Source organism: Arminella tubonensis, from assembly GCF_003240585.1.
Lineage (GTDB): Bacteria > Pseudomonadota > Alphaproteobacteria > Rhizobiales > Rhizobiaceae > Rhizobium > Rhizobium tubonense.
In genome coordinates this window covers 408,504-433,279 of the sequence record NZ_PCDP01000001.1, presented here as the reverse complement: position 1 = coordinate 433,279, position 24,776 = coordinate 408,504, and the positions used below count along the sequence as shown (strand labels likewise).

Annotated in this window: 15 protein-coding genes and 1 pseudogene; 3 read left to right on the top strand and 13 right to left on the bottom strand. The window is 60.8% G+C overall.

Going from position 1 to position 24,776, the window contains the following annotated elements:
• Positions 1 to 43 precede the first annotated feature (43 nt).
• Positions 44 to 2,998, top strand: a complete 2,955-nt coding sequence (locus CPY51_RS02185; RefSeq protein WP_111158393.1) for a bifunctional [glutamine synthetase] adenylyltransferase/[glutamine synthetase]-adenylyl-L-tyrosine phosphorylase — start codon at positions 44 to 46, stop codon at positions 2,996 to 2,998.
• Between the two features lie 24 nt (positions 2,999 to 3,022).
• Here the strand turns inward: CPY51_RS02185 and CPY51_RS02180 are convergent.
• The 10 genes and pseudogenes from CPY51_RS02180 to CPY51_RS02140 all read right to left on the bottom strand — a co-directional run.
• A pseudogene (locus CPY51_RS02180) lies at positions 3,023 to 5,329 on the bottom strand (PAS domain-containing sensor histidine kinase); the annotation flags it as partial.
• Positions 5,330 to 5,558: 229 nt separating this feature from the next.
• Positions 5,559 to 8,207 carry an aminopeptidase N gene (gene pepN, locus CPY51_RS02175; protein WP_111158391.1) on the bottom strand — a complete coding sequence of 883 codons (2,649 nt, stop codon included), beginning with the start codon at positions 8,205 to 8,207 and terminating at the stop codon, positions 5,559 to 5,561.
• Between the two features lie 287 nt (positions 8,208 to 8,494).
• Entirely contained in the window at positions 8,495 to 9,742 is a 1,248-nt protein-coding gene (locus tag CPY51_RS02170) for an MFS transporter (protein ID WP_111158390.1), read from the bottom strand.
• Between the two features lie 220 nt (positions 9,743 to 9,962).
• Positions 9,963 to 10,115: a hypothetical protein gene (locus CPY51_RS32665; RefSeq protein ID WP_195909390.1), complete on the bottom strand. Its 153-nt coding sequence runs from the start codon at positions 10,113 to 10,115 to the stop codon at positions 9,963 to 9,965.
• Positions 10,116 to 10,152: 37 nt separating this feature from the next.
• A complete protein-coding gene (locus tag CPY51_RS02165; RefSeq protein ID WP_111158636.1) occupies positions 10,153 to 10,344 on the bottom strand; it encodes a hypothetical protein in 192 nt (63 codons plus the stop codon).
• Between the two features lie 151 nt (positions 10,345 to 10,495).
• The gene (locus tag CPY51_RS02160; protein WP_111158389.1) at positions 10,496 to 11,371 is read right to left on the bottom strand and encodes a uracil-DNA glycosylase; all 876 of its coding nucleotides are present in this window, start codon (positions 11,369 to 11,371) and stop codon (positions 10,496 to 10,498) included.
• Between the two features lie 64 nt (positions 11,372 to 11,435).
• Positions 11,436 to 12,725: an Hsp70 family protein gene (locus tag CPY51_RS02155; RefSeq protein WP_111158388.1), complete on the bottom strand. Its 1,290-nt coding sequence runs from the start codon at positions 12,723 to 12,725 to the stop codon at positions 11,436 to 11,438.
• 162 nt (positions 12,726 to 12,887) lie between these two features.
• Complete coding sequence (locus CPY51_RS02150) at positions 12,888 to 16,001, bottom strand: efflux RND transporter permease subunit (protein WP_111158387.1); 3,114 nt, start codon at positions 15,999 to 16,001, stop codon at positions 12,888 to 12,890.
• Positions 15,998 to 17,230 (bottom strand): efflux RND transporter periplasmic adaptor subunit, encoded by a 1,233-nt coding sequence (locus tag CPY51_RS02145; protein ID WP_111158386.1) that lies wholly within the window; start codon positions 17,228 to 17,230, stop codon positions 15,998 to 16,000. The genes CPY51_RS02150 and CPY51_RS02145 overlap by 4 nt, the downstream gene beginning before the upstream one ends.
• Before the next feature lie 457 nt (positions 17,231 to 17,687).
• Positions 17,688 to 18,476, bottom strand: coding sequence for an SDR family oxidoreductase (locus CPY51_RS02140; protein ID WP_111158385.1), 789 nt, complete (start codon positions 18,474 to 18,476; stop codon positions 17,688 to 17,690).
• 204 nt (positions 18,477 to 18,680) lie between these two features.
• Between CPY51_RS02140 and CPY51_RS02135 the strand changes: the two genes are divergently transcribed.
• Complete coding sequence (locus CPY51_RS02135; RefSeq protein ID WP_111158384.1) at positions 18,681 to 20,345, top strand: electron transfer flavoprotein-ubiquinone oxidoreductase; 1,665 nt, start codon at positions 18,681 to 18,683, stop codon at positions 20,343 to 20,345.
• A gap of 67 nt (positions 20,346 to 20,412) precedes the next feature.
• Here CPY51_RS02135 and CPY51_RS02130 read toward each other — a convergent pair whose 3' ends face one another.
• Positions 20,413 to 21,324, bottom strand: a complete 912-nt coding sequence (locus tag CPY51_RS02130; RefSeq protein WP_111158383.1) for a DMT family transporter — start codon at positions 21,322 to 21,324, stop codon at positions 20,413 to 20,415.
• A 147-nt stretch (positions 21,325 to 21,471) separates the two neighbouring features.
• Here CPY51_RS02130 and CPY51_RS02125 point away from each other — a divergent pair, with 147 nt between their 5' ends.
• A complete protein-coding gene (locus tag CPY51_RS02125) occupies positions 21,472 to 21,945 on the top strand; it encodes an Lrp/AsnC family transcriptional regulator (RefSeq protein WP_111158382.1) in 474 nt (157 codons plus the stop codon).
• 64 nt (positions 21,946 to 22,009) lie between these two features.
• Here CPY51_RS02125 and mgtE read toward each other — a convergent pair whose 3' ends face one another.
• Positions 22,010 to 23,383 carry a magnesium transporter gene (gene mgtE / locus CPY51_RS02120; RefSeq protein WP_111158381.1) on the bottom strand — a complete coding sequence of 458 codons (1,374 nt, stop codon included), beginning with the start codon at positions 23,381 to 23,383 and terminating at the stop codon, positions 22,010 to 22,012.
• A 337-nt stretch (positions 23,384 to 23,720) separates the two neighbouring features.
• On the bottom strand, positions 23,721 to 24,734 hold the full coding sequence (locus tag CPY51_RS02115) for a zinc-binding alcohol dehydrogenase family protein (RefSeq protein ID WP_111158380.1): 1,014 nt from the start codon (positions 24,732 to 24,734) through the stop codon (positions 23,721 to 23,723).
• Positions 24,735 to 24,776: the final 42 nt, after the last annotated feature.

Here is a 24,776-nt window from a genome sequence, read left to right as displayed (position 1 = left end):
TGTCAGTGACGCGTCGCGATTCCTCGCGAGGCCGGAGAGCCGCATGCCGACATCCGATCATCGTCTTGCTTCTGTTCAAAAGGGGCTGCTTCGCCCCGTCAATCAGACCGAAGCGAAGTCTGTCCTGGCTGATCTAAAAGACATCGGCAAATCGGAGCCGGCGGTCGCGACGCTTCTCGAGGGTGAAACGCCTCTGCGCGAGTTTGTCATCAGCGTGCTGACCTTATCGCCCTATCTGCGCGACATGGCCAAGCTGGATCCAACCGTGCTCGCCGCGGCCATCGAGCAGCCGCTTGAGCCGCAGATCGAGCAACTCGTCGTGGCGGCGCGCCATGCCTGGGAGACGCTGCCGGGAGAGGGGCAGCCGTCCGAGTCCGAAGTCATGAGCCGCCTGCGCATCATCAAGCGAAAGGCGGCCTTCCTGATCGCGCTTGCCGATCTTGCACGCGTCTTCGACGCCCGCGCCACCACGAGCTGGTTGAGCGCGCTCGCCGAAGGTGCGATTTCAGCCACCATCGATCACCTGCTGCTCTCGGCACACCATGCGGGCAAGATAGTCCTGAAGGACCCTGCGCGTCCGAGCGAGGGCTCTGGGCTCATCGTGCTCGGAATGGGAAAGCTCGGCGCCGAAGAGCTGAACTATTCTTCGGATATCGACCTCGTCATCTTTTTCGACGAGACGGCCGGCATCGTGCCCGATCCGCAGGATGCTATCGAGATTTTCCCACGGCTGATGCGTCGGCTGGTCCGTATCCTGCAAGAGCGCACCGCCGACGGCTATGTGTTTCGCACCGACCTGCGCCTACGCCCCGATCCCGGTGCAACGCCGCTTGCGATGCCCGTCGATGCCGCGATGATATATTACGAGGGCCGTGGGCAGAACTGGGAGCGAGCTGCCTTCATCAAGGCCCGTCCAGTCGGTGGTGACAGGGTAGCCGGTGCCGCCTTCGTGCAGGATCTCGTCCCCTTTGTCTTCCGCAAGTATCTGGATTACGCCGCAATTGCCGACATCCATTCCATCAAGCGCCAGATCCACGTCCACAAGGGACACGGCGCAATCGCGGTGAAGGGCCACAACGTCAAGCTCGGTCGCGGCGGCATCCGCGAGATCGAGTTTTTCGTCCAGACCCAACAGCTGATTGCCGGTGGCCGCATGCCGGCCCTGCGTTCCCGCGCCACCGAGGAAACGCTGGAAGAACTGACGAAGGCGAAGTGGATCGACGAGGAAACCCGCGATGAGCTGACGGGTGCCTACTGGTTTCTCCGCAATGTCGAGCATCGGATTCAGATGGTCCGGGACGAGCAGACACATCTGCTGCCTGAGACGGAAAGCGAGCTGAAGCGCATCGCCTTCATGATGGGTTTCAGCGATACGCCGAGTTTTTCCGAGGCGCTTGTTTCAATCCTGAAGACGGTCGAGCGGCGCTATTCCAGGCTTTTCGAACAGGAAGCGAAGCTTTCAAACGAAGCGGGCAATCTTGTCTTCACCGGCCAGAACGACGATCCGGATACGCTGGAGACGCTGCGCAAGCTTGGTTTCGAGCGGCCGTCGGACATCTCGCGCGTCATCAGGACCTGGCACTATGGGCGCTATCGTGCCACCCAGTCGGTCGAGGCCCGCGAGCGCCTTACGGAACTGACGCCGGAACTGCTGCAGGTGTTCGGCGCAAACAAGAGGGCCGACGAAGCGTTGCTTCGCTTCAACAACTTCCTCTCCGGGCTGCCGGCGGGGATCCAGCTTTTCTCCCTTCTCGGTAACAATCCGGCCCTCCTGTCCCTCATTGTCAACATCATGTCCTCGGCACCTCGTCTCGCCGATATCATCGCTGCAAAGCCGCATGTATTCGACGGCATGCTGGACCCGGGCCTGATGGCGGAGCTTCCGACGCGCGACTATCTCGCAGGGCGCATCAAGAGCTTCCTGGTCTCCGCGCGCCACTACGAGGAGATCCTCGACCGGTTGCGGATTTTCGCGTCCGAGCAGCGCTTCCTTATCGGCATCCGTCTCCTGACCGGCGGCATCAGCGGCGCGATGGCGGCACGCGCCTTCACGCATCTGGCTGATCTCGTCGTCGCAGCAGCCTTCGAGGCTGTGATGAAGGAGGTAAGACTGGCGCATGGCGACTATCCCGGCGGTCGCGTCGCGATCATGGGCATGGGCAAGCTCGGCAGTTTCGAACTCACCGCCGGTTCCGACATCGACATCATCCTGCTCTACGACTACGACGATGATGCAGGCGAATCCGACGGCCCGAAGCCTCTCGATGCGACGCGCTATTTCACCCGCATCACGCAGAGGCTGATCGCCGCACTCTCGGCCCCGACGGCCGAAGGTGTCCTCTACGAGGTGGACATGCGCCTGCGCCCGTCCGGCAACAAGGGCCCGGTCGCCACCCGCATCAATTCCTTCGAAAAATACCAGCGCGAGGAAGCCTGGACCTGGGAGCATATGGCGCTCAGCCGCGCTCGTCTGCTCTGTGGTGACGACGGCCTGATCCGCGACGCCGAGAGGATCATCGGCGAGGTGCTTTCGACCAAATCAGACGTTGCGAAAATCGCACGGGATGTGGCTGAGATGCGCGTGCTCCTCGAACAGGAAAAGCCGCCGAAAAGCATCTGGGACCTCAAGCTGATGCCGGGCGGATTGATCGACATCGAATTCATCGCCCAGTATCTCAGGCTCATCGCGCCGGCCAAGGGTGTGGAACTCGAAACCGGCAGCTTGAACACTGGGGAAGCCTTGAAGGCGCTGGGTCTGAGACTGATGGACCGAAACGACCTCGACACCTGCCTGGAGGCGCTCGCGCTCTATACCGAGCTCGCGCAGTTGATCAGGCTTTGCGTCGACGGTCTGTTCGATCCGGAAGAAGCCCCCGCCGGTCTGATCGAACTCGTCTGCCGGGCAGGGGATTGCCCTGACATCCGCACGCTCGAAGCCGAGATCCGGCGTCTATCCAAAGCTGTGCGCAGCATATTCCAGACGGTCACGGCCCACTGACATGTCTACGACTTGCCTGTTCTGATCGGGGATGTGGATCGAGATGACGGTGCCGAACCCGACCCGCGAGCGGATCTTCATGCGGCCGTGGTGCAGGATCGTCAGAGACCTGGAAATTGCCAACCCAAGGCCGGAGCCGCCCTTGCTCTTGGCATACTGGCTCTGCACCTGTTCGAAGGGCTGGCCGATCTTGCCAAGCGCGGATTTGGGAATGCCGATGCCGGTATCGGCGATCGTCAGCACGACGCCGCCGGAAACTTCGCGGGTGCGCACGGCAATCCGTCCCCCATCATTGGTGAACTTGACCGCATTGGAGAGCAGGTTGAGCAGGATCTGCTTCATCGCGCGTCGATCCGCGGTCAGGCTCATGCCGGAGCACATGCGCTGTTCGACCAGGATATTCTTGGCTCTGGCCGGAATGGAGGTGAAACGCAGGCATTCCTCGACGAGCGGTACGAGGTCGATGCTCTCGCAATAGAGCTTGATATGTCCGGCCTCGATCTTCGACATGTCGAGAATGTCGTTGATGACGTTCAAGAGGTGCTTGCCGCTGTCGTGGATATCCTTGGCATATTCGTCGTATTTGCCGGAGCCGAGCGGTCCGAACATCTGGTTCTGCAATATCTCCGAGAAGCCCAGGATGGCGTTCAGCGGTGTGCGCAGTTCGTGTGACATATTGGCGAGGAATTCCGACTTCGCCTTGTTGGCGGCTTCCGCGCGATCCTTCTCGGCCAGGTAATTCTTGTTCGCGGTCGAAAGTTCGGCCTTCTGCCGTTCGAGAATCTGCCGCGACGCCGAGAGGTCGTTGATCGTCGCCATCAGCCGGCGTTCGGAATCGCGCAGGCGCTCCTGATTGCGCTTCAGGAGGGTGATGTCGGTGCCGACCGATACCATGCCGCCGTCGCGGGTGCGCCGCTCGTTGATCTGCAGCCAGCGCTCGTCGGCGAGCTGCACTTCCGTCGTCTGCGAATAACCGGAGCGATCCGGGTCGGCGATGCGGCGCTCGATCACCGGCCGCGCCGCGGCTGCATAGACGCTCAGGCGTTCCGTGCCTGGCACCAATACGCTGTCGGGAAGTCCGTAAGCCTGCTGATAGTGAGCGTTGCACATGACCAGGCGGTCGTTCTTATCCCAGAGCACGAAGGCTTCGGACGTGCATTCGATCGCGTCCGCGAGGCGCTGGTCGGCCTCTGCGTAGCGCTGCGCCAGCCGATGCTGCTCCGTCACGTCCATGGCAATACCGATCATGTGGACGCTGCCGGAGTTGGTTCGGATCACCTGGGCACGAGCGCGCATCCAGACGTAGTGTCCCTTGGCATGGCGGATGCGGAGGATTTGGTCGACCTGTCCGGCATTGCCCTTGGCAACGGAGCGCGCCAGTGCATAGAGGCTGTTGTCGTCGGGATGCATCAAACGAGCCGCATCACCGAAGGAAAGCGTCTTGTCGGAGGCAGGCAGTCCGAGCATGTCGTACATCGACCGCGACCAGAAGAACTCGCGGCTGGAAAAGTCGAAATCCCACAATCCGCAGCGGCCGCGCGACAGCGCCGTCTCGACGCGCAGATTGGATTCGAGAAAGATTTCATCCGCGTCGCGGGCGCGTTTCACCTGCACGTAGTAGGCATAGAGGATGACGAGCAGGATCGAAGAGATACCGGCAAACAGCGTGACGTTGAGCGTCAGCTCCTGGCGCCAGAGATCGTCGATCTGATTGAGCGAAGAGGCTGAAAGTATGAAGTCGCCCTTGTCGCCGACAAGCGCGATCGCCGCATAATAGGGGTCACCGGCGATGGTGGTTTCGATCACGCCGGCACGATCGCCGAAGCGACGGATCGTGGAGACCTCGGGAAAGAAATCGGAAACCGCCAGCCCGACATAGGAGGTTCCTGCCGCCGACGCGCCGAACACTCGACCGCTTGCCTTGACGAGCAGGACGAAGCCGCTGGCGTCGAGCCGGTCTTGCGGCAGATAAGTTGCAAGGCGACCTTCTGCCGCAACGCGGTTGCCCGCTTCGAACAGGGTGGGATCGTCGGAAAAAGCAGCCGAGGCGGCGGCCGCTGAAAGCGAGACGGAGTGGCGCGTCGCCGCCTCCATTCTCGCGTGCTCCATCATCATCCCGAAAAAATGCGATGCAGCGACGACTGCAAGGAAGGCGATGATCAGAACAGGGATTGCCCGCTTCAGGATGTTCTCCGCCTGCGGATAGCGCCGGGTCACTGTCTCCGCACGGATCCCTGCACGCTGGGCAAGGCCGTTTTGCCACGACTTCAGACCGTCGAAATTGACACGCAGCCGACCATCGGCCGCGGTTGCCCGCCGCACGTCCACCATCTCTACCGCCTTGATCCCTCGTGTGATTCGCCGCCCGCTCGCTCGAACCTGTCCTAATGAATCACTGGTGATTCGCCTTGTCCAGAGGGCGCGGTAAAACTTTCTTAACTATTTGCGATCGCAGGGTTTTTACGACTCAATGAAAAGAGCGGTACGGGCCTTTCCCATCTCCCAAGAAAAAAGCGGGCGCAAATCACCCGCTTCGATCATGGCGATGGCAACCGGAAAATCACTCTTTCAGGATGCGGTCCACAATATCCCTGACGTCGGTCGAGAGCTCGCCGGAGCGTTCGATCTGCATCAGGGCCGCATGTGCGTGGTCGGCCCGCACCGGTTCCAGCGATCGCCACGAACGCATCGAGGTCAATATCCGGGCTGCGAGCTGTGGATTGCGGCCATCGATATCGAGGATTTCCTCCGCGAGGAAACGGTAGCCGGCACCATCGGCGCGACTGAAACCGGTCGGATTGGCGAACGCAAAGGTACCGACCAGCGCGCGTACCCGGTTCGGATTGGTGCGTTTGAACAGTGGATCCTCCATGAGACCCTTCACCCGCTCCAGGGTCTCGGCGCCGGGAATAGCCGCCTGGATCGCCAGCCATTTGTCGACCACCAGCGCATTGTTCTCATAGCGCGCCTTGAAGGTCGCCAAAGCCTGCTGCGCTTCTGCAGAACCCGGGAAGCGATGGGCGAGCACGGTCAGCGCGTGGCTGAGATCGGTCATGTTGTTCGCAGCGTCGAACACAGCCTTGGCGCGGGCGGGGGCGTTGTCGGACTGCGACAGGAAGGCGAGAGCGGTGTTGCGCAATGCTCGCCGGCCGGCGCTTGCCGCGTCCGGGTTGAAGGCCCCCGATGTAGTCACGCTGTCGTAGAGCGCGCCGAAGATGTCTTTCCCTGCGTCAGCAATCTGCGCCAGGATCGCCTGTCGCCCGGTGTGGATCGCATCCGGATCATTGTTGCTGCCGAGTTCGCGGGCGATGTCGGCTTCGCTAGGCAAAGCGAGCGCCTGGGCGCGGAATGCCGGTTCCAGGCTCTCGTCGGCGGCGGCAGCGAGCAGCGCGTCGAGAAAAGCGGCGTCGCAGGTGATCGGCTTTCGAAGGCTCGCGTCACGCGCCGCCTGCAGGAGGTTTGGAAGCGCCAGATCGGTCAGCGCCTGCCAGCGGGCGAAATGATCCTTCTCATGCCGCGCGATCAGCGCCAGATCGGCCGTGCTCTGGTCGAAGTGCAGATTGATCGGCGCGGAGAAACTGCGGTTGAGCGACAGAACCGGCCGCGAGGAAATCCCCTGGAAGATCGCAGTCTGTGTCCGCTCGGTCAGATGCAGGACATCATCGGTAAACTCCGCGCCAGTGACGGCGCTGGGCGTGAGCTGCGCGCCGCTTTCGGCGATGAGCCCGAGCCGCAGCGGAATGTGCATCGGTTCCTTGGCCGACTGGCCGGGCGTTGCCGGAACCATCTGCTCAAGCGAGAGCGCAAAGGTGGCGCTAGCCGCATCATAGGTGCCGGAGGCAGTGACCAGCGGTGTGCCCGCCTGGTGATACCAGAGCGAAAACTGGGTCAGGTCGCGACCGCTGACTTCGGCAAAGCAGGCGACGAAATCCTCGACAGTTGCCGCATCGCCGTCATGTCGCTCGAAATAGAGGTCCATGCCCTTCTTGAACAGGTCCTTGCCGAGCAGCGTCGCGATCATGCGGGTGACTTCGCTGCCCTTCTCGTAGACCGTCGTCGTATAGAAGTTGTTGATCTCGCGGTATTTCGTCGGACGAACCGGATGGGCGAGCGGACCGTTGTCCTCGGGAAACTGCTCCGACTTCAGATGGCGCACCTCGGCGATACGCTTCACTGGACGGGAGCGCTGGTCGGCCGAGAACTCGTGGTCGCGAAAGACCGTGAGGCCTTCCTTCAGGCAAAGCTGGAACCAGTCGCGGCAGGTAATGCGGTTGCCGGTCCAGTTGTGAAAATATTCATGCGCGATGATCGCTTCGATATTGGCATAGTCCGCATCGGTTGCCGTTTCGGGGTCGGCCAGCACGTATTTGTCGTTGAAGACGTTGAGACCCTTGTTCTCCATCGCCCCCATGTTGAAATCGGAGACGGCAACGATCATGAAGATATCGAGATCGTATTCGCGGCCGAACGTCTCCTCATCCCACTTCATCGAACGCTTGAGTGCGTCCATCGCATAGGCCGCTCTCGGTTCTTTTCCGTGCTCGACATAGATCTTCAGCGCGACCTCGCGCTCGGACATGGTCGTGAACGTGTCTTCGACGACGCCCAGATCGCCGGCGACAAGTGCGAACAGATAGCTCGGCTTCGGATGCGGATCGAACCAGGCGGCGAAATGCTTGCCTTCGCCATAGCCGGCGCCGCCGAGGAAGTTTCCGTTCGAAAGCAGCAGCGGATTGGCGGCCTTGTCGGCGATGATGTTGACGGTGTAGGGAGCCAGCACATCGGGCCGGTCCGGGAAATAGGTGATCCGACGAAATCCCTCGGCCTCGCACTGGGTGCAGTAGATGCCGCCCGTGCGGTAGAGACCCATGAGCTGCGTATTGGCTTCCGGGTTGATGATGGTGGTGATAGTCAGCTCGAACGGCGCCGTCTCGGGCAGGTCGCGCACCGTCAGGCTTTCCGGCATCGCGCTATATTGTTCGGCCGGCAATTCCACCTGGTCGAGCAGCAGGCCGGAAAGGACCAACTCGTCGCCATCGAGAACAAGTGGCGCCTTGGTATCGGTGCCTTCGCGGCGGTGGAAGATCAACCGGGCTTCGACCTTGGTCTCCGTCGGGTCCAGTTCGAAGGTCAGGTCCACACGTTCCAGTACGAAGTCGGTGGGGCGGTAGTCTGCCAGATAGACGATCTGGCCGGTGTCTGTGCGCATGGTACTTCCTGATCAGGCGTTATCGGCGGTGCCATTGCACCTTTTCGGGAATGGGGTTCCCGAGACGGAATTGTTCTTCGATATAATTACATTAAATTCTGAACTAAAACTAAAGCCCCATCGCAGCTTTGCCGCTATTTGTGATGAGCGCGGATACAATCGGGTTTGCTTCGCTCCGAACGTATGTTCATGGAATCAAGACTATATCTCGTTCCTGAAATGCCCTCGCCAGGCTGTTGGCGGGCTTTATCTAGTGCCGAATGGCATTTTTAATTTGGAACAGTCCCTCAGGCCGGCTGATCCCCGGGATTGGGGATCGCGCGCGTGCCGGGGTCCGTACCGCGCAGTGGCAGGGGCATCGCCTGGAAATCACACTTCTCGATGCGCCCTTCGCCAACCTTGCGTCTTGCCATCCGCCAGGCCGCATATCCCGCATAGAACGCGAAGCTGAGCGTCATGAACCATAGAAGCCCCGAAGGCCCGGCAATCTGCATCAGCGCTCCGCCGACGAGCGGGCCGGAGACGGTGCCCAATCCGTACAGGATCATGATACCGCTGGAGATCGTCACATATTCGTCCGGCGCCGCGCGGTCGTTCGCGTGGGCAACGTTGATGGCATAGATCGGATAAAGCACCGTGCCGACGAAAAAGCCGGCGACGTACAACGCGACGATAGACTGCGCGTCGAAGATGGTCATGACGGCGCAGGCGAAGACTCCGACGATGCCGCAGATGATCATCATGATCCGGCGGTCGATCAAGTCGGAAATCCGTCCGATCGGCATCTGCGAGATCGCGCCGCCGGCAAGCACGCAGGCAAGCAGCGTCGCGCCCTGGGCGGTATTCATCCCGACATTCTGCGTATAGACGCCGCCGAGGCTGTTCCAGGTTCCCGACAGGGCGCCGGAGAGCAGCGAACCGATGAAGGCGATCGGCGACAGCCGGTAGAGCTTTGGAAGGTCGAACTTCGCCTGGGCGATCGGCGTCGGCGACTTTGCAGACGAAAGCGCGGTCGGCAGCATGGCCAGCGCAAAGATGATGCCGCAAAGAACGAAGAGATAGGTGGTCTTCGGATCGCCAAGCGGCACGAGATATTGCCCGCCGATCGAGCCGACCAGGCAGGTGATCATGTAGACCGAGAATATGGTCGCACGATTGGCGTTGTTGACCCGCTCGTTCAGCCAGCTTTCGATGATGAGGTAGCTGCCGGCGATACCGAAGCCGCTGATGAAGCGGAAAGCGACCCAGGCACGCCAGTCGACCATCAGTGCGCAGAGGAGGATACCGACGCTGAGCAACGAGATCAGGGCGCCGAACACGCGAACATGGCCGACACGCTTCACGAAGCGCGGCGTGACGATGCAGGATATGGTGAAGCCGAAGGTGTAGCCTGTGGCGATGACGGAGATGGTGAAAGTCGACCAACCCTCGGCGACCGAGCGGATAGGCACGACGAAGTTCATCAGGCCATAGCCGACCATCATCAAGAATGTTGACAACATCAGACTGGCGATCGAAACGAGGCTGGCCAGCATAGCGAAGATTCCGGTCGATGTGATTGAGGGACGTCGGCGTGCATCTTCCTCTATCTGACGAAATGCGCGCGATCAATCGCGACAGAAGCTGGCGCACCGGCGGGTCGACTTCGTCGGTTGGTTCAAACTCGGCGAAAACACAAAAAGCCGGGCAAAAGTGCCCGGCTTGCGAAAGTCGTTTGAAGCGAAGTAAGAGGCGGCGGAAGTTATCCGGCCTGCTCTACAATGGGATGCCTGATGTCGGAGCGGTCGTCGGCGCATCGCTTTCGCGATCGCCTCGTGCCCGCTCAAATTCCTCGGCAGCGCGCACAGCGACACCGATGTCGGCAGCCGATTCCAGCAGGGCGAGAAATGGACGAAAACTCAAGGACAAAACGGCACTCCAGGCGTTACGCGACCAACGGCCGTGATCAGCACTCGCGGAAATCGGCGAAGATGGCGGCAGGACGGGCGATCCGGGCAGATACGCCGGTGCCGCGAGCGATCATCTGCTCGTTGGCAGCGGAACCGTGTCCGCGGTAACCCTGCGTGGTGCGTGCCATTTCGCTGGCGTGGCGGAGGGTTTCAAACCCACAATGAATAGGACGGTAGCGTGCAGTCATCGTCTTGGTTCCTAAATTTGGTTCCTCCCAAGACACAACCTCTATATTGCAGTGCAGCATCGATTCTACAATGAGCCATAACGTGACGCTGCCATGCATAAATGACATGGCTTATTTCATACTTCTTTAATATTGCTCATAAAATAGTCGCTCATTCCCTGATGAGACGGCTCTCGAACGCCAGAAGATCGGCCCATGCCAGGCGCTTGTTGACCGGCGCCGTCAGCAGTTCCTGAGGATGCAGGCTGGCAATTGCCGGGATTGCTTTGCCGGCAATGCCTATTTCCCGCCATTGCCCGCGCATGCCATGAATGGTGTCGTTGCCGCCGAAGAAAAAGCGCGCGGTGAAATTGCCGAGCAACAGCACGGCTTTCGGTTCGGCAAGCGCGATCTGCCGTTCGATGAACGGCCGGCAGATGTCCATTTCGGGGCCTGAAGGCGTGCGATTGCCCGGCGGCCTCCACGGGATCACATTGGTGAGCAGTATCTGCTCGCGCTTGAGGCCGATGGCGGCGAGCATCCGGTCCAGCAACTGTCCATTTCGGCCAGCAAAGGCCAGACCCTCGCGATCGTCGTCGGCGCTCGGCATAGGGCCGATCACCATGATGCCGCTCTCCGCGCTGCCGCTGGCAAAAATCGTCGACTTGGCGCTATTCTTCAGATTGCAGCCGCTGAAGGCCTCCAGCGCGGTCTTGAGTTCGCCGAGCGAACGGGCTGTTTCCGCAGCGAAACGCGCCTGTTCCACCGCCTGCTCGTCGGGGATCGCAGGGGCGGCTCTGGAGGACGGCGGAGCGAGAGGTGCTGCAGACGACCGTCGCGCTGCCTGAGTTGGCGCCTGCGATGGCGTCGGTGCGCTCGACACGACAGGTGGCGCCGCGCGTGCGCCCTGGCGCGCCGCCTTCATAGCCTCGAATTCGGCAAACCGATCGACGGCCTCGTCCTCCAAAAGCCACTCGACGCCCGCATCCGCATGGAAATGCAAAAGGGCGGCCAGTTCTGCCGGGCTGAGGTCGTTGACGGAAATCATGCCCGAACTCTATCGAATGGTACCTGGCGGGGGAAGAGCGCCGGCGCTGCTATTCGGCAGGGCTTCAAGCTGTCCACTGCGCGATGTCGTCTCGCTCGCCGATCAGTGCAAGGCCATGGGCAATCGACAGCAGTTCGCCGCCGGTCTCGATGCGATCATGGTCGAATCGTTCGGTGAAGATCCGCCGGACGGCAGGAACGAAGGAGGTGCCGCCCGTGAGGAACACCTTGTCGATGGCGCCGATGGCCGTATTGGTCTTTTCAAGCACTTCGTCGAGCGCGCCTTCGATCCGGGTGAGGTCGTCGGAGATCCATCGTTCGAAGTCCGCGCGACGGATTGTCTTGCGGCCACCCGGCCCGAGCGGGGCGAAGTTGAATTCCGCTTCCTCCTGCGCAGAGAGCGCCATCTTGGTGGCGGACACCGCCTGGTACAGGGGATAGCCTTCGTCATGATCGACGAGATCGATGAATATCTCGAGCTTTTCCGGCTCCAGGCTGGTGCGCACCAGCTTCCGCATCTCGGCGAATTCGCGCGACGTCTTGAAGATGGACAGCTGGTTCCAGCGGCCGAAATTCGCGTAGTAGGATGACGGCACTTCAAGTACCTTGTCGAAGCTCTTGAAATAGCTGCCTTTGCCGATTTGCGGCGCGACGATGTTGTCGATCATGCGATAGTCGAAATGATCACCGGCGACCCCGACGCCGGAATGTCCGATCGGCGTTGCGGTCAGCTTGCCGGCGTGGGTCTCGAAGCGGACGAGTGAATAGTCAGTCGTGCCGCCGCCGAAGTCCGCCACCAGGACGGTGGCGTCTGATTTGAGGTTCTGCGCGAAATAGAACGCCGCCGCCACCGGCTCGTAGACGTAGTGGATCTCAGGAAAACCGAGGCGCGTCAGTGCCTCGTTGTAGCGGGCGGTGGCAAGGGCAGGATCCGGGTTGGCGCCGGCAAAGTGCACCGGCCGGCCTGTGACGATCCGCGTGACGTCAGATGGCCACGCGTCACCGGCATAGGCCTTCAGGCGCCGCACGAACACCTCCATCAGATCCTCGAAGGTCTGCCGCTTGCCATGGACCAAGGTGCCCTGGAAGAGGGCGCTCGCGGCAAAGGTCTTGATGGATTGCAGGAACCGGCAGTCGCCCGGATTGTCGATGAACTGGCGGATGGCGGCGTGGCCGGCCTCGACCTTCAAGACCGATGCTCCAAGTATCGGGTCCTTCATGAATGACAGCGCCGTGCGCATGCTCTCGGCCTTGCCGGTTGCGCTCGTGAAGCCTACCGACTGCGTTGCGGGCCCATCGGCAAGCGCCAGGACAGTGTTCGTCGTACCGAAGTCGAAACCCAGCGCCTGAGCCATGCCCGCACTCCTTATTGTCGCAAAATGTGAAATGGGAACCGATCCCGGGAAAGGCGAGACGCGCCCTTCGAGCAAAGAGGGCGCGTAATGGCATAGCCGGGATGGGAGTGCAAGAGACGGTTGGCGGGAAACGAAGCGGGCGCCAATGGCGCCCGTTCAGCATCATTCGGCGGCGATCGCAGCCGGAACATGTTTCTCCGGCTCCTTTTCCTTCTTGCGGCCGAGGTTCTTGACCCAGGTGTTCAGCCTGTCCATCTCGACGAAGATGACGGGCGTGATGAACAGCGTCAGCGCCTGCGAGACGATCAGGCCGCCGACCACCGCGATGCCGAGTGGCTGGCGCAGTTCGGAGCTGGCGCCGCCGCCAAGTGCGATCGGCAGCGCGCCGAGCAGGGCGCAGAACGTCGTCATCATGATCGGCCGGAAACGTCGGACGCAAGCCTCGTGGATCGCCTCCGATGGGGTCATCTTCTCAGTCCGAAGCGTCTCCAGCGCCACGTCGATCATCATGATCGCGTTTTTCTTGACGATACCAATCAGCATCAAGAGGCCGATGAGGGCGATGATCGACAGGTCGAAGCCCATGACCTTCAGCGCCAGCAGGGCGCCAAGCGCCGCCGCCGGCAGACCGGACAGGATGGTCAGCGGGTGGATGAAGCTCTCGTAGAGAACGCCGAGAACCACATAGATCGTAAGGACAGCGGCGAGGATCAACATCGGCGTGTTGCCCTGCGAATCCTGGAAGATCTGTGCCGTGCCGCCGTAGGATGTGAAGACGTCGGTCGGCATGCCGATCTGCTGCTTCATCACATCGATCTGCGCTGTCGCATCACCGAGTGCGACGCCTGCGGGAAGGTTGAACGACACTGTGGTCGACACCAGCTGGCCGGTCTGGTTGATTGTTACCGGACCGGTGTTTCGTTCGACGGTAGCGAAGTTCGCAAGGGGAACCAGGCTGCCATTGGCGGACATCACCCGTATTTCCTGCAGTTTTCCGTCGTCCCAGGGCTTGCTCGTATCGTACTCGACGAGCACGTCGTAACTGTCACCCGTCGACTGGATCTGGGCCGCCGCAAACCCGCCGAACGATTCCTGCAACGTCGTTCTGAGTTCGTTGTCATTGATGCCGAAGGCGGCCGCCTTTTCCGTGTCGACGACGATATTGGCCTGGAGCGCATTGTTCTGCGCATCGGACGTGACGTCGACGAAACGGCTGTCGTGGCTCATCGCGTCCTGGATCTTGCCGGCCCAGAGGTTGGTCTGGTCGGCACTCAGGGCCTGGACGACGAGCTGATACTGGCTGGCCGTCTGGCGGCCGCCGAAGCGAAGGCTCTGCTGTGGCGTGATGAAGGCCTGCAGGCCGGCGATCTTGGCGATGCTGGCGCGCAGTTCGCGCAGTGTCTGGTCAAGCGGCTCGCGGTCCTTCTTGTCCTTCAGTTCGACGTACATCGTGCCGTTGTTCAAAGGCTGACGGGCATTGCCGCCGACGATCGACATGACGTGGTTGACTGCAGGGTTCTGCTTTACCAGTGCCGCGGCCTGGTTTTGCAGGTCGCGCATTGCTGGATAGGAGATATCCTGGCGGGCTCGGGTCGAGATCGAAAGACGACCGATATCTTCCGTCGGGAAGAAGCTCGCCGGCAGCACCATGAACAGGTAGGCCGTCAGGCCGATTGAACCGAGGAACACTAGCAAGATGATGGGACGGTGCCTCAGGCACCAACTGACACCCCTGTCATAGCCGCGCTGGGTCCACTCGAAACCGGCGTTGAAAACGCGAACTGGCCACGGTGGCCGGCTGTGGCCGCCGGAGAGGCGCGCACTCAGCATTGGCGTCACCGTCAGCGAGACGATCGCCGACGAGACGATGGCGATGGCAACGACCATGCCGAATTCGTTGAAGATACGGCCGACGACGCCGCCCATCAAAAGGATCGGGATAAAAACCGCGATCAGCGACACCGACATCGAGATGATCGTATAGCTGACTTCAGCTGCACCCTTGATCGCCGCCTGCATCGGCGGCATGCCTTCCTCGACATGCCTGAGAATGTTTTCCAGCATCACGATGGCGTCGTCCACCACCAGCCCGACCGCGAGCGTCAATCCCAATAGAGATATGTTGTCGATACTGTAGCCAAGGACATACATGGCGCCGAAGGTCGCAACCAGCGACAGGGGCACCGCAAGGCCCGGAATGATCGTCGCTGTCAGGTGTCCGGTAAAGAGATAGATGACGAGGACGACGAGGCCGATCGTCAGCATCAAGGTGAATTTGACGTCTGAAATTGCATCGCGGATCGGCTTTGCCGAATCGTTCATCACCTTCATGGAGACGGAGCCGGGAAGCTCGGCTGCAAGGCCCGGCAATTTGGCGTTGATCGAATCGACCACGTCGACGGTGTTGGCGTCCGGCTGGCGCTGGATGGCGAGGATGATCGCGCGCTTGCCGTCATACCAGCTGCCCGTGTTCTGGTTTTCGACGCTGTCCTGGACATCCGCTACGTCTGCGAGGTGGATCGGTGCGCCGTTGGGCGAGGCAATCACCAGCGACTTGAATTCCTCGGCGTTGGTGCGCTGGGTATTGGCCGTGATGGTCATGCTCTGCGAATCGTTCTGCAGCGTGCCGACCGGAACCTGGCTGTTGGCATTGACGATGGCGGTGTTGACCGTATCGATGCCGATGCCGCGATTCTGCAGCTTGTTGGGGTCCACCTCGACGCGGACGGCATAGGTCTGCGCGCCGAATACGGTAACTTCGGCGACGCCAGGAAGCGTCGAGAGCGACGGCGAGATGATGTCTTCGGCAATTGAATCGAGCTTGCTGCGCGGCATCGTATCGCTCTGCACGGCAAGCAGCATCACCGGCGCATCCGCCGGGTTGGTCTTTCGGTAGCTCGGCGGTGTCGTCAGGTTGTCGGGCAGCTGCCGGGTCGCGTGCGAAATCGCCGCCTGAACGTCGGCGGCCGCGGCATCGATATTGCGGTTCAGGTCGAACTGCAGGACAATGCTGGTATTGCCCAGCGAGTTCGTCGAACTGATTTCGCTGATGCCGGGGATGGTCTCGAACTGTTTGATCAGCGGCGTCGCGACTGACGTCGCCATCGTCTGCGGCGAGGCGCCCGTCAGCTGTGCGGAGACATTGACCGTCGGGAAGTCGACCTGCGGCAGAGCTGCCACCGGCACCAGGCGGTAGCCGGCAAGCCCTGCCAGTACGACGCCAAGAGCCAGGAGCGTCGTTGCGACCGGGCGTTGAATACAGAAATTAGGGATCATTGGCCGGCTCCAACCGCGATCGTTTCGTTCTGCTGACTGGCTGTCGTGGCGGCTGAAGCGACATTCTGAGCAGTGCCGTCGTTGAACTGCTCATTAACTTTCTGCCCGTCCGATAGTTGCACCTGGCCTTCGACAACCAGATGATCACCCTCCGAAATGCCCTTGGCGATGGCGGTAAAGCCACCGTTTGCGCGTTCAACCGTTACCGGCGTCAGCTTCACCTTGCTGTCCTTGACGACATAGGCAAAGAAGCCATCCGCACCGGGATTGACGGCAACAGTGGGCACGACAATGACTTGGTCGGTATTGTTGAAGTGAAGGACCAGGTTGATCGACTGACCCGGCCAGATGGCGCCATTCTTGTTGTCGAACTTCGCTTTGACGAGAATTGTCCCGGAGGCAGCGTCGACGTTGTTGTCGTAGAAGCTGACCTGGCCTTGGCGCGACTTGCCCTTGTCGGACCGGGGAATGGTCGAGACTGCAACAGGGCCGCCGACGAGCGCGTCCTTCAACTCCCGAAGATGGCTTTCCTGAAGGTGGAAGTTGACATAGATCGGATCGTATTCGGCGATCGTGACGATTGCCGTTCCAGGGCTGACATAGGCGCCGAGACTTAAACTAACAGCGCCGAGCCTGCCGTCGTACGGCGCCACGATCCTCGTGTGCTCGAGCGTAACCTGGTCTGCGGCGAGCTGGGCCTTGTCGCTGTTGACGTCGGCCGCCGCCGTGTCGCGGGCAACCCGGGCCAGATCGACGGTCTGCTGCGTGCCGGCGCTGTTCAAAAGGCTTTGCGCGCGGGTCAATGCACTCTCGGTTTGAGCGAGCGCCGCTTCGTCCTTGGTCTGCTGCGCCTTGTCCTTGTCGACCGCTGCCTGCGCCGTGCGCGCGTCTAGCGTTGCGATCAGATCGCCGGCTTTCACCATCGCGCCGTCTTGAGCCTGGACCGAGGTAATGATGCCGGCTTCCTGAGCGGCGATCGTCGTGGTGTCCTGCGCTTCGGCCGAGCCCGTGGCCGTAATGTCGGTCGGCAGCGTCCGGCGAACTGCCGCAATGGTCTTGACGACGGTGGGTGCCACCTCGCGCTTGGGCTTTTGCCCACTGCTTGCGGATTTCGTTGCGGCGGAAGCTTGGTCGACCAGTGCTGAAACATAAGGGATGCGGTCGCGGTACGAGTAGACTGCCACGGCCGCGACGACGAGAAGGCTTAAAGCGAGCCAGAATTTCTTCATATTTGATAAAACCGGTCTAGGCGTGTTTCGGGAGCACGCGGGTGCAGCTGAAATGAATTTTTGCGACGCAAACAAGACAGGTTTCGCCGCAACTGATCACATCGCTGTTACCGCTTACGTCGGGCGATTGGTCCATCTAACGTTTATTTGTGACACTCTGTTCGCCTCAAACTTTACCACAGTTCAATCCGGTGAAAAATTAAAGCTTGGAAAGCTTTCGAAAGGCATCGTGCACGTTGCAGTGCAACAAACCATGAATCTGTACGATTCCGGCCGCCGTTTTCACGCGTTGGTTTCAGTGCGATTGTCGATTTCTGCTTGGAGTAGGCGGGTCGAACACTAATTTGTGACCACCAACGACCGGTTTCGACACCCCGAGTTGCAGTCGCAACGGCTCGCTGCCGTTCGTTGACAGCGAGACACGCGCGCTATTGGCACTTAGCTGATGGATTCGGCGCTAGACCGAACGGGCTGCGCCGCCATCGCAGCGCACCATTGCACCGGTGATATAACTTGCCGGCTGGCTGCATAAAAATGCAGCGGTCGCAGCGAATTCGTCCACCCGTCCATAGCGGCCGGCCGGAATACGGGCCTGCTTTTCCTCGCGGATGTCTTCCATGCTGCGCCCGGTGCGTTTGGCGGCCGCGCCGTCGAGGTCGTCGAGGCGGTCGGTCGCAATGCTACCCGGCAGAAGCATATTGGCGGTGATGCCCAATCCCGCGACCTCCGAGGCGAGCGTCTTGCTCCAGCCGGCAAGGGCGGGGCGAAGCGTGTTCGACAAAGCGAGGTTGGCGAGCGGTTCGATGACACCGGAGGAGGCGACGGTAAGGATGCGGCCCCAGCCCTGCGCTTTCATGCCGGGGAGCAGCGCGTTGGTCAGCGTGATGATTCGCGCCACCATCGAAAAGAAATAGGTTTCCAGTTTTTCAGCTGACATGTCTTCGGTGGTGCCCGGCGTCGGTCCGCCCGAGTTGTTGACGAGAATATCAAGACCACCGAATTTCTCAGCCACGCCCTTGCTCATCGTCTCGACAAAAGCCGGATCCGAGAGGTCGGCCGTCATCCAGTCGGCCTTGCCGTTGCCTTCGGCATTGATCGCGGCGCAATTTGCTGCCAGTCGGTCGCTGCTGCGCCCGCAGAGCAGGACATCCGCACCTTCGCGCGCCAAGGCGACGGCAATGCCATGGCCGAGACCCTTCGACGAGGCGAGGATAAGCGCGCGTTTTCCCTTGATACCCAAATCCATGACGGTCGGTCCCTTGCTGCAGCATTTTCAAAAGCTGTCGACGATATAGAGTGGAGCCGGTCTCGATTGAAGACATAAAGCGCATTTGTGCGAATTGGAGGATTGCCTGTCGCTTCCCGGCTCGACAATCCTTTTCCGGTTTGAGAAGAGATAGATCAGAAATAGGGAATAAGGCCGCGCACGCGGCCAATCCGGAGACGATGAATGACTGATGCAATCGAACTGCCTGAACGCGAGAGCATGGAATTCGATGTGGTGATCGTCGGAGCCGGCCCGGCTGGTCTGGCCGCAGCGATCCGACTGAAGCAGATCAATCCGGATCTGACCGTGGTCGTGCTCGAAAAGGGTGCGGAGGTCGGTGCGCATATCCTGTCAGGTGCCGTCGTCGACCCCATCGGCATCGATCGCCTGCTGCCCGGCTGGCGCGAAGAAGCGGGGCATCCGTTCAAGACCGAAGTAACCGCCGACCATTTCCTGTTTCTCGGCCCGGCGGGCTCTGTGCGGCTGCCGAATTTCCTCATGCCGCCACTGATGAACAATCACGGCAACTACATCGTATCGCTCGGCACAGTCTGTCGTTGGCTGGCCGAAAAGGCCGAAGCGCTCGGCGTCGAGATCTATCCTGGGTTCGCGGCAACCGAAGTGCTTTACAACGGCGACGGCGCCGTGATCGGTGTCGCAACCGGGGACATGGGTGTCGAGCGCAACGGCGAGCCCGGTCCGAATTATACCCGTGGCATGGAACTGCTTGGAAAATACGTCCTGATCGGCGAAGGCGTCCGTGGCTCGCTTGCCAAGCAGCTGATTGCCAGGTTCGACCTCCAGAAGGATCGCGAACCGCAGAAATTCGGCATCGGCATCAAGGAACTGTGGCAGGTCAAGCCGGAGCATCATAGGCAGGGCCTCGTGCAGCACTCCTTCGGCTGGCCGCTCGGCATGAAGACCGGTGGCGGGTCGTTCCTTTATCACCTGGAGGACAATCTCGTCGCCGTCGGCTTTGTCATCCACCTCAACTACAAGAATCCCTATCTCTACCCCTTCGAGGAATTCCAGCGTTTCAAGACGCATCCGTCGATCCGCGGCACCTTCGAAGGCGGCAAGCGCATTTCCTATGGCGCCCGCGCCATCACCGAGGGCGGCTACCAGTCCGTGCCAAAGCTCACCTTCCCCGGCGGCGCCCTCATCGGCTGCTCCGCCGGCTTCGTCAACGTGCCGCGCATCAAGGGTTCGCACAACGCCGTGCTGTCGGGAATGCTCGCCGCCGACAAGATCGCCGCGGCGATCGCTGCCGGTCGCGCCAATGACGAGGTCGTCGAGATCGAGAACGAATGGCGCGCCACCGATATCGGCAAGGATCTGAAGCGCGTGCGCAACGTCAAGCCGCTCTGGTCGAAGTTCGGCACCGCGATCGGCATAGCGCTGGGCGGCCTCGATATGTGGACGAACCAGCTTTTCGGCTTCTCGTTCTTTGGTACGCTGAAGCATGGCAAGACCGATGCCGCCTCGCTGGAGCCGGCATCGATGCACAAGAAGATCGACTATCCCCGCCCGGACGGCGTCCTCACCTTCGACCGCCTGTCCTCGGTGTTCCTGTCGAATACCAACCACGAGGAAAACGAGCCGGTCCATCTGCAGGTCAAGGACATGGCCCTGCAAAAATCCTCCGAGCACGACATCTATGCCGGCCCATCGACGCGCTACTGTCCGGCCGGCGTCTATGAATGGGTGGAGAAAAACGGCGAGGAGACCTTCGTCATCAACGCCCAGAACTGCGTCCACTGCAAGACCTGTGACATCAAGGACCCCAACCAGAACATCAACTGGGTCCCGCCACAGGGCGGCGAGGGACCGGTTTATCCGAATATGTGAACTCAAAAAAGAGCCGCAGAGGTTGCCTTACTCAACCTCTGCGGCTCGATTTGTTTTCACTGGGAAATCATCCCTTGCGCGACATAACCCCGGTCGACAGCGCTACACCCATACCGGTGACGATGGCCGCAACAATCTCCGCCGCCCCTATCGTCTCGCCGAGAAGCAAGCCGCCGCCGAGAGTGGCGAGGACCGGCGTGATTGCCGTGAAGGCCGCTGCCTGGCTGCCGCCGAGCGCTTGCACGGCGATGCCGTAGGCGACGGTGGCGGCGAGACCGGAGAGGAAGCCCTGGCTCACCACCTGCAGCCCGATTTCCGGAAGCGGGATGCTCGCAAGCGACGTTCCGAATATTGCTGCCAGTCCGAGGTGGATGAGGAACGACCAGATGGCGATGAGAGCGCTCGACTGGATGGCGCTAAGGCCGGAGCGGCGGAAGGCATGGGTGTAGCTCGCCCAGAGAATGGCCGCCGCCGGCAGCAGGGCAAAACCAATCCAGGAAACGTCACTGCCTGAGAGGCTGCGAACCAGTAGGATCGCCACACCGGCGACAATACCGGCGAGACCAAGCAAGCGCATGGTATCCGGCCGCTCGCGGAAAAGCGTGATGCCGATCAGGGCGGCGGCGAGTGGCATCGATCCGCCGAGCAGGATACCTGCCGAGGCAGCAGGGATCGAGTGGATAGCAAATGTGGTGAGCTGGAAGAACAGGGCGCCGGCGCCGCAGACCATAAGCGCCAGAAGCTTGAGCGGCACGCCTTTCGGAAGAAGGCCCGTTTTCAGCCAGACAGGCGATAGCACAAGTGCCGGGATGCCGTAGCGGATCAGGCCGAGATCGATCGTGCCCATCTGCGTCTCCGCGGTGTGGCGGGTGGCAAGGATCCAGTTCGCCCAGATCAACACGGTAACGACAGCGCCGGCGTAGCCGAAGGCTGTTGAAGGTTGTTTGCTTGTGCTTGGTGAGAGGGTCAAAACGGTCATCGGAGTATCCTTTCCTGATCATCCGGCGTGACGTCCGGTCGAAAAGAAAGATACTGCTGATGGCCGGGGCATGTCCTTGCTATATGTGGCGCTGAAATTATGATATGAGCAATTATCGGCCAATATGTATCGCAAAAGATCACGAAAATGCCAAATCTAGATAAATTCGATATCGCCATCCTCCGGTGCCTTCAGGAGGACGCGCGCGCCACCAACGTCGAAATCGCCGAGAAGGTGAACCTCTCGCCGTCGCCCTGCCTGAGGCGTATTCGCAACCTGGAAAAATCGGGAATATTGCGCGGCTATCGTGCCGATATCGATCGGAAGGAAGTGGGGTTGGGCCTGACCGTCTTCGTCGAGTTCAAGGTCGGCCACCACAGTCGCGAGAATTCCGATGCGCAGCAGAAGGCGTTGCTGTCTATTCCGGAAATCGTTTCCTGCTTCCTGATTTCGGGCACGGCCGATTTCCTGGCGGAGGTGGTGGTCGAGGATCTGTCCGCCTATGAGCGGCTGTTGACGGAAACGCTGCTGGCGCTGCCCGGCGTCACCGATATCCGCTCGAATTTCGCAATCCGCACCATGAAAACCGGCGGGAGGCTGAAATTGCCGGAACCGAAATGAGCATTTCTCCAAACAGAAAAGGGGCCGTCGCCGGCCCCTCGATCACATTGTTTCTCTCTTGCGATCAGAGAAGCGTGCCGCTGAGAATAGCCAAAGCGACGCTGAAGTAGATCACCAGTCCGGTCACATCGACAAGGGTAGCGACGAACGGTGCCGAAGCGCTGGCGGGATCGAGGCGCAGCCTTTGCAATATGAACGGCAGCATAGACCCGCAGATTGACCCGAACGTGACGATGCCGATGAGTGCCGCAAAGACGGTGAGCCCGACGAGCTGCCAATGCGGCCCGTAGTCGAATAGACCGGTGGTCTGCCAGAGCACGACACGGGCAAAGCCGACCATGCCAAGGATCGCGCCGAGCACGACGCCGGTGGGCAGTTCGCGCAGCATTACCCGCCACCAGTCGGAAAGCTTGAGTTCGCCAAGCGCCAGCGCCCGGATGATCAGCGATGTCGCCTGGGAACCGGAGTTGCCGCCCGAGCTCATGATCAACGGGATGAACAGCGTCAGCACGACAGCCTTCTCGAGTTCCCCCTCGAAGTGCTGCATCGCGCTGGCGGTCAGCATTTCGCCGAGGAAGAGGGCAGCGAGCCAGCCGGCGCGCTTGCGGATCATACCGGCGAAACCGATCTGCATGTACGGCTTGCCGAGCGCCTCCATACCGCCGAACTTCTGGGCGTCTTCGGTGGTATCGGCGATCATCGTGTCGATGACGTCGTCGACCGTGACAATGCCAAGCATATGTCCGTCATCCTGAACGATCGGAAGGGCCAGCAGATTATGCTTGCGGATGAGCCTTGCAACATCCTCCTGCTTCATCAGTGGACGCGCCGTTACCGGCTCGCCGAGCTGCGCGACGGACAGGATGGACGCATCGCTTGCACCGTTGATCAGCCGCCGCAAGGTCACGACATGGGTCAATGCCTGAGTTAGGGCATCCAGTACGTAGATGGCATAGACGGTTTCGCGCGAACGCTCGACCTGGCGAACATGGTCGAGCGTCTGCCCGACGGTCCAGTTGTCCGGCACGCTGACGAACTCCGTCGTCATGATGCTGCCCGCCGTCCGTGGCGGGTAGCCCATCAGGTTCTGGATGGCGAGACGGGTGGCGTTGTCGAGTCGCGCGAGCAGCGGCGCGCGCACATCGTCGTCCATCTCGAGAAAGATGTCGGCGACGCGGTCGTTGGCCGTGGCGTTCAGGAGCTTTGCCGCATGCTCCGGCAGTATCTGCGTGAGGATGGCCGCCGCATTGTGCAGCTCCGGCCGGTTGAGCACGTGGACCGCCTTCTGCAGAGGGAGTGCTGCAAGGGTGCGTGCTGCCTCGTCGATATCGAGCGCATTCAAGCGTTCGACCCGCTCGGCAGTGGTTATTCCGCGGCCTTCGTTGATGAGATTACGGGCAGCGTGGCCGGCCCGAATGGGTAAGCTGTTGATGTTCATTTGCTCGCCTTTCCGTCGATCCGCCGTCGCGGCAGATCGTGGCGAGCCGACAGGAGTCGGTTACTGCACGAACGCCGCTGACGGCAAAGGCAATCGACTACTACTGTCGCTAGGCATCGTAAGATGACTCCGGTTGATCGGCGTGAAAGCATAATGTCTTTCACATCGCGAGAGATCGCTCCAAGTTGCGAAAAAGTCAAGTGGCATAGAGGCTTAGTGCCATAATGCCGCACCTGTACTTCAATTTGGCGGCTAACAGGGTGTACGCGCTGTTAAAACTGGATTTGCCTTGACGAGGAAATGGCCGGGCGATCGTTCCGCCCGACCAGTTGCCATGTCAGAAGCTGGCCAGAACGACCTTGCCTTTCATCCTGCCGCTTTCGACCAGCGCATGCGCCTTCTTGAGGTTCGCAGCATTGATCGTGCCGACAGTCTCGGTCAGCGTAGTGCGTATCCGGCCGGCGTCGACGAGCTCCGCCACCTTGTTCAGGAGCCTGTGTTGCTCGATCATGTCGGCGGTGCCGAAGAGCGGACGCGTGAACATCAGCTCCCAATGGATCGAGACCGCCTTGCGCTTGAAAGGCATGACGTCGAGCGTCTTCGGATCGTCGATCAGGGCAAAGCGACCCTGCGGTGCGATGAGCTCGGCGATGTCGACGATGTGGTCGGCCGTGTTGGTCGTCGAAAACACGAAGGCCGGCGCTCCGAGGCCAAGAGCCTGGACCTGAGGGGCAAGGGGCTTCGAATGGTCGATGACGTGGTGGGCACCCAGTGCCTCGACCCATTCCCGGGTTTCCGGGCGCGAGGCCGTGGCGATGACGGTGAGGTCTGTCAGGGCGCGCGCCACCTGTATCGCGATCGAACCCACGCCACCCGCACCGCCGATGATGAGGATAGCATTGGCGACACCGGCGACCGGTTGCTGAACCTTCAGACGGTCGAACAGAGCCTCATAGGCAGTGATCGAGGTCAATGGCAGGGCCGCCGCTGCGGCAAAGTCCAGGCTCTTCGGCTTGGCGCCGACGATGCGCTCGTCGACGAGGTGGAATTCGGCATTCGAGCCGTCGCGATTGATCGCCCCGGCGTAGAAGACCTCGTCTCCCGGCTTGAACATGGTGACGTCGGCGCCCACAGCCTTGACGATCCCTGCGGCGTCCCAGCCGAGAACCTTGAATTTTCCCGCTTCGGGGGCGACGCCGGCGCGAACTTTGACGTCGACGGGATTGACGGAAACGGCCTTGATCTCGACTAGAAGATCGCGTCCCGTCGCTTCAGGTGTGGGCAGATCGACGTCGATCAGGGAGGTCTCGGCCGAGATCGGCTGCGGGTTCTTATAGGCGACTGCTCGCATGGAAGGCTCCAATGTTTTATTGCACAGAGGCTAGATGCGCAT

Coding starts and splice junctions, on each gene's coding strand:
- CPY51_RS02185 (WP_111158393.1), top strand. CDS start 44: ATGCCGACATCCGATCATCGTCTTGCTTCTGTTCAAAAGGGGCTGCTT.
- pepN (WP_111158391.1), bottom strand. CDS start 8,207: ATGCGCACAGACACCGGCCAGATCGTCTATCTGGCAGACTACCGCCCC.
- CPY51_RS02170 (WP_111158390.1), bottom strand. CDS start 9,742: ATGCTGGCCAGCCTCGTTTCGATCGCCAGTCTGATGTTGTCAACATTC.
- CPY51_RS02165 (WP_111158636.1), bottom strand. CDS start 10,344: ATGACTGCACGCTACCGTCCTATTCATTGTGGGTTTGAAACCCTCCGC.
- CPY51_RS02160 (WP_111158389.1), bottom strand. CDS start 11,371: ATGATTTCCGTCAACGACCTCAGCCCGGCAGAACTGGCCGCCCTTTTG.
- CPY51_RS02155 (WP_111158388.1), bottom strand. CDS start 12,725: ATGGCTCAGGCGCTGGGTTTCGACTTCGGTACGACGAACACTGTCCTG.
- CPY51_RS02150 (WP_111158387.1), bottom strand. CDS start 16,001: ATGATCCCTAATTTCTGTATTCAACGCCCGGTCGCAACGACGCTCCTG.
- CPY51_RS02145 (WP_111158386.1), bottom strand. CDS start 17,230: ATGAAGAAATTCTGGCTCGCTTTAAGCCTTCTCGTCGTCGCGGCCGTG.
- CPY51_RS02140 (WP_111158385.1), bottom strand. CDS start 18,476: ATGGATTTGGGTATCAAGGGAAAACGCGCGCTTATCCTCGCCTCGTCG.
- CPY51_RS02135 (WP_111158384.1), top strand. CDS start 18,681: ATGACTGATGCAATCGAACTGCCTGAACGCGAGAGCATGGAATTCGAT.
- CPY51_RS02130 (WP_111158383.1), bottom strand. CDS start 21,324: ATGACCGTTTTGACCCTCTCACCAAGCACAAGCAAACAACCTTCAACA.
- CPY51_RS02125 (WP_111158382.1), top strand. CDS start 21,472: ATGCCAAATCTAGATAAATTCGATATCGCCATCCTCCGGTGCCTTCAG.
- mgtE (WP_111158381.1), bottom strand. CDS start 23,383: ATGAACATCAACAGCTTACCCATTCGGGCCGGCCACGCTGCCCGTAAT.
- CPY51_RS02115 (WP_111158380.1), bottom strand. CDS start 24,734: ATGCGAGCAGTCGCCTATAAGAACCCGCAGCCGATCTCGGCCGAGACC.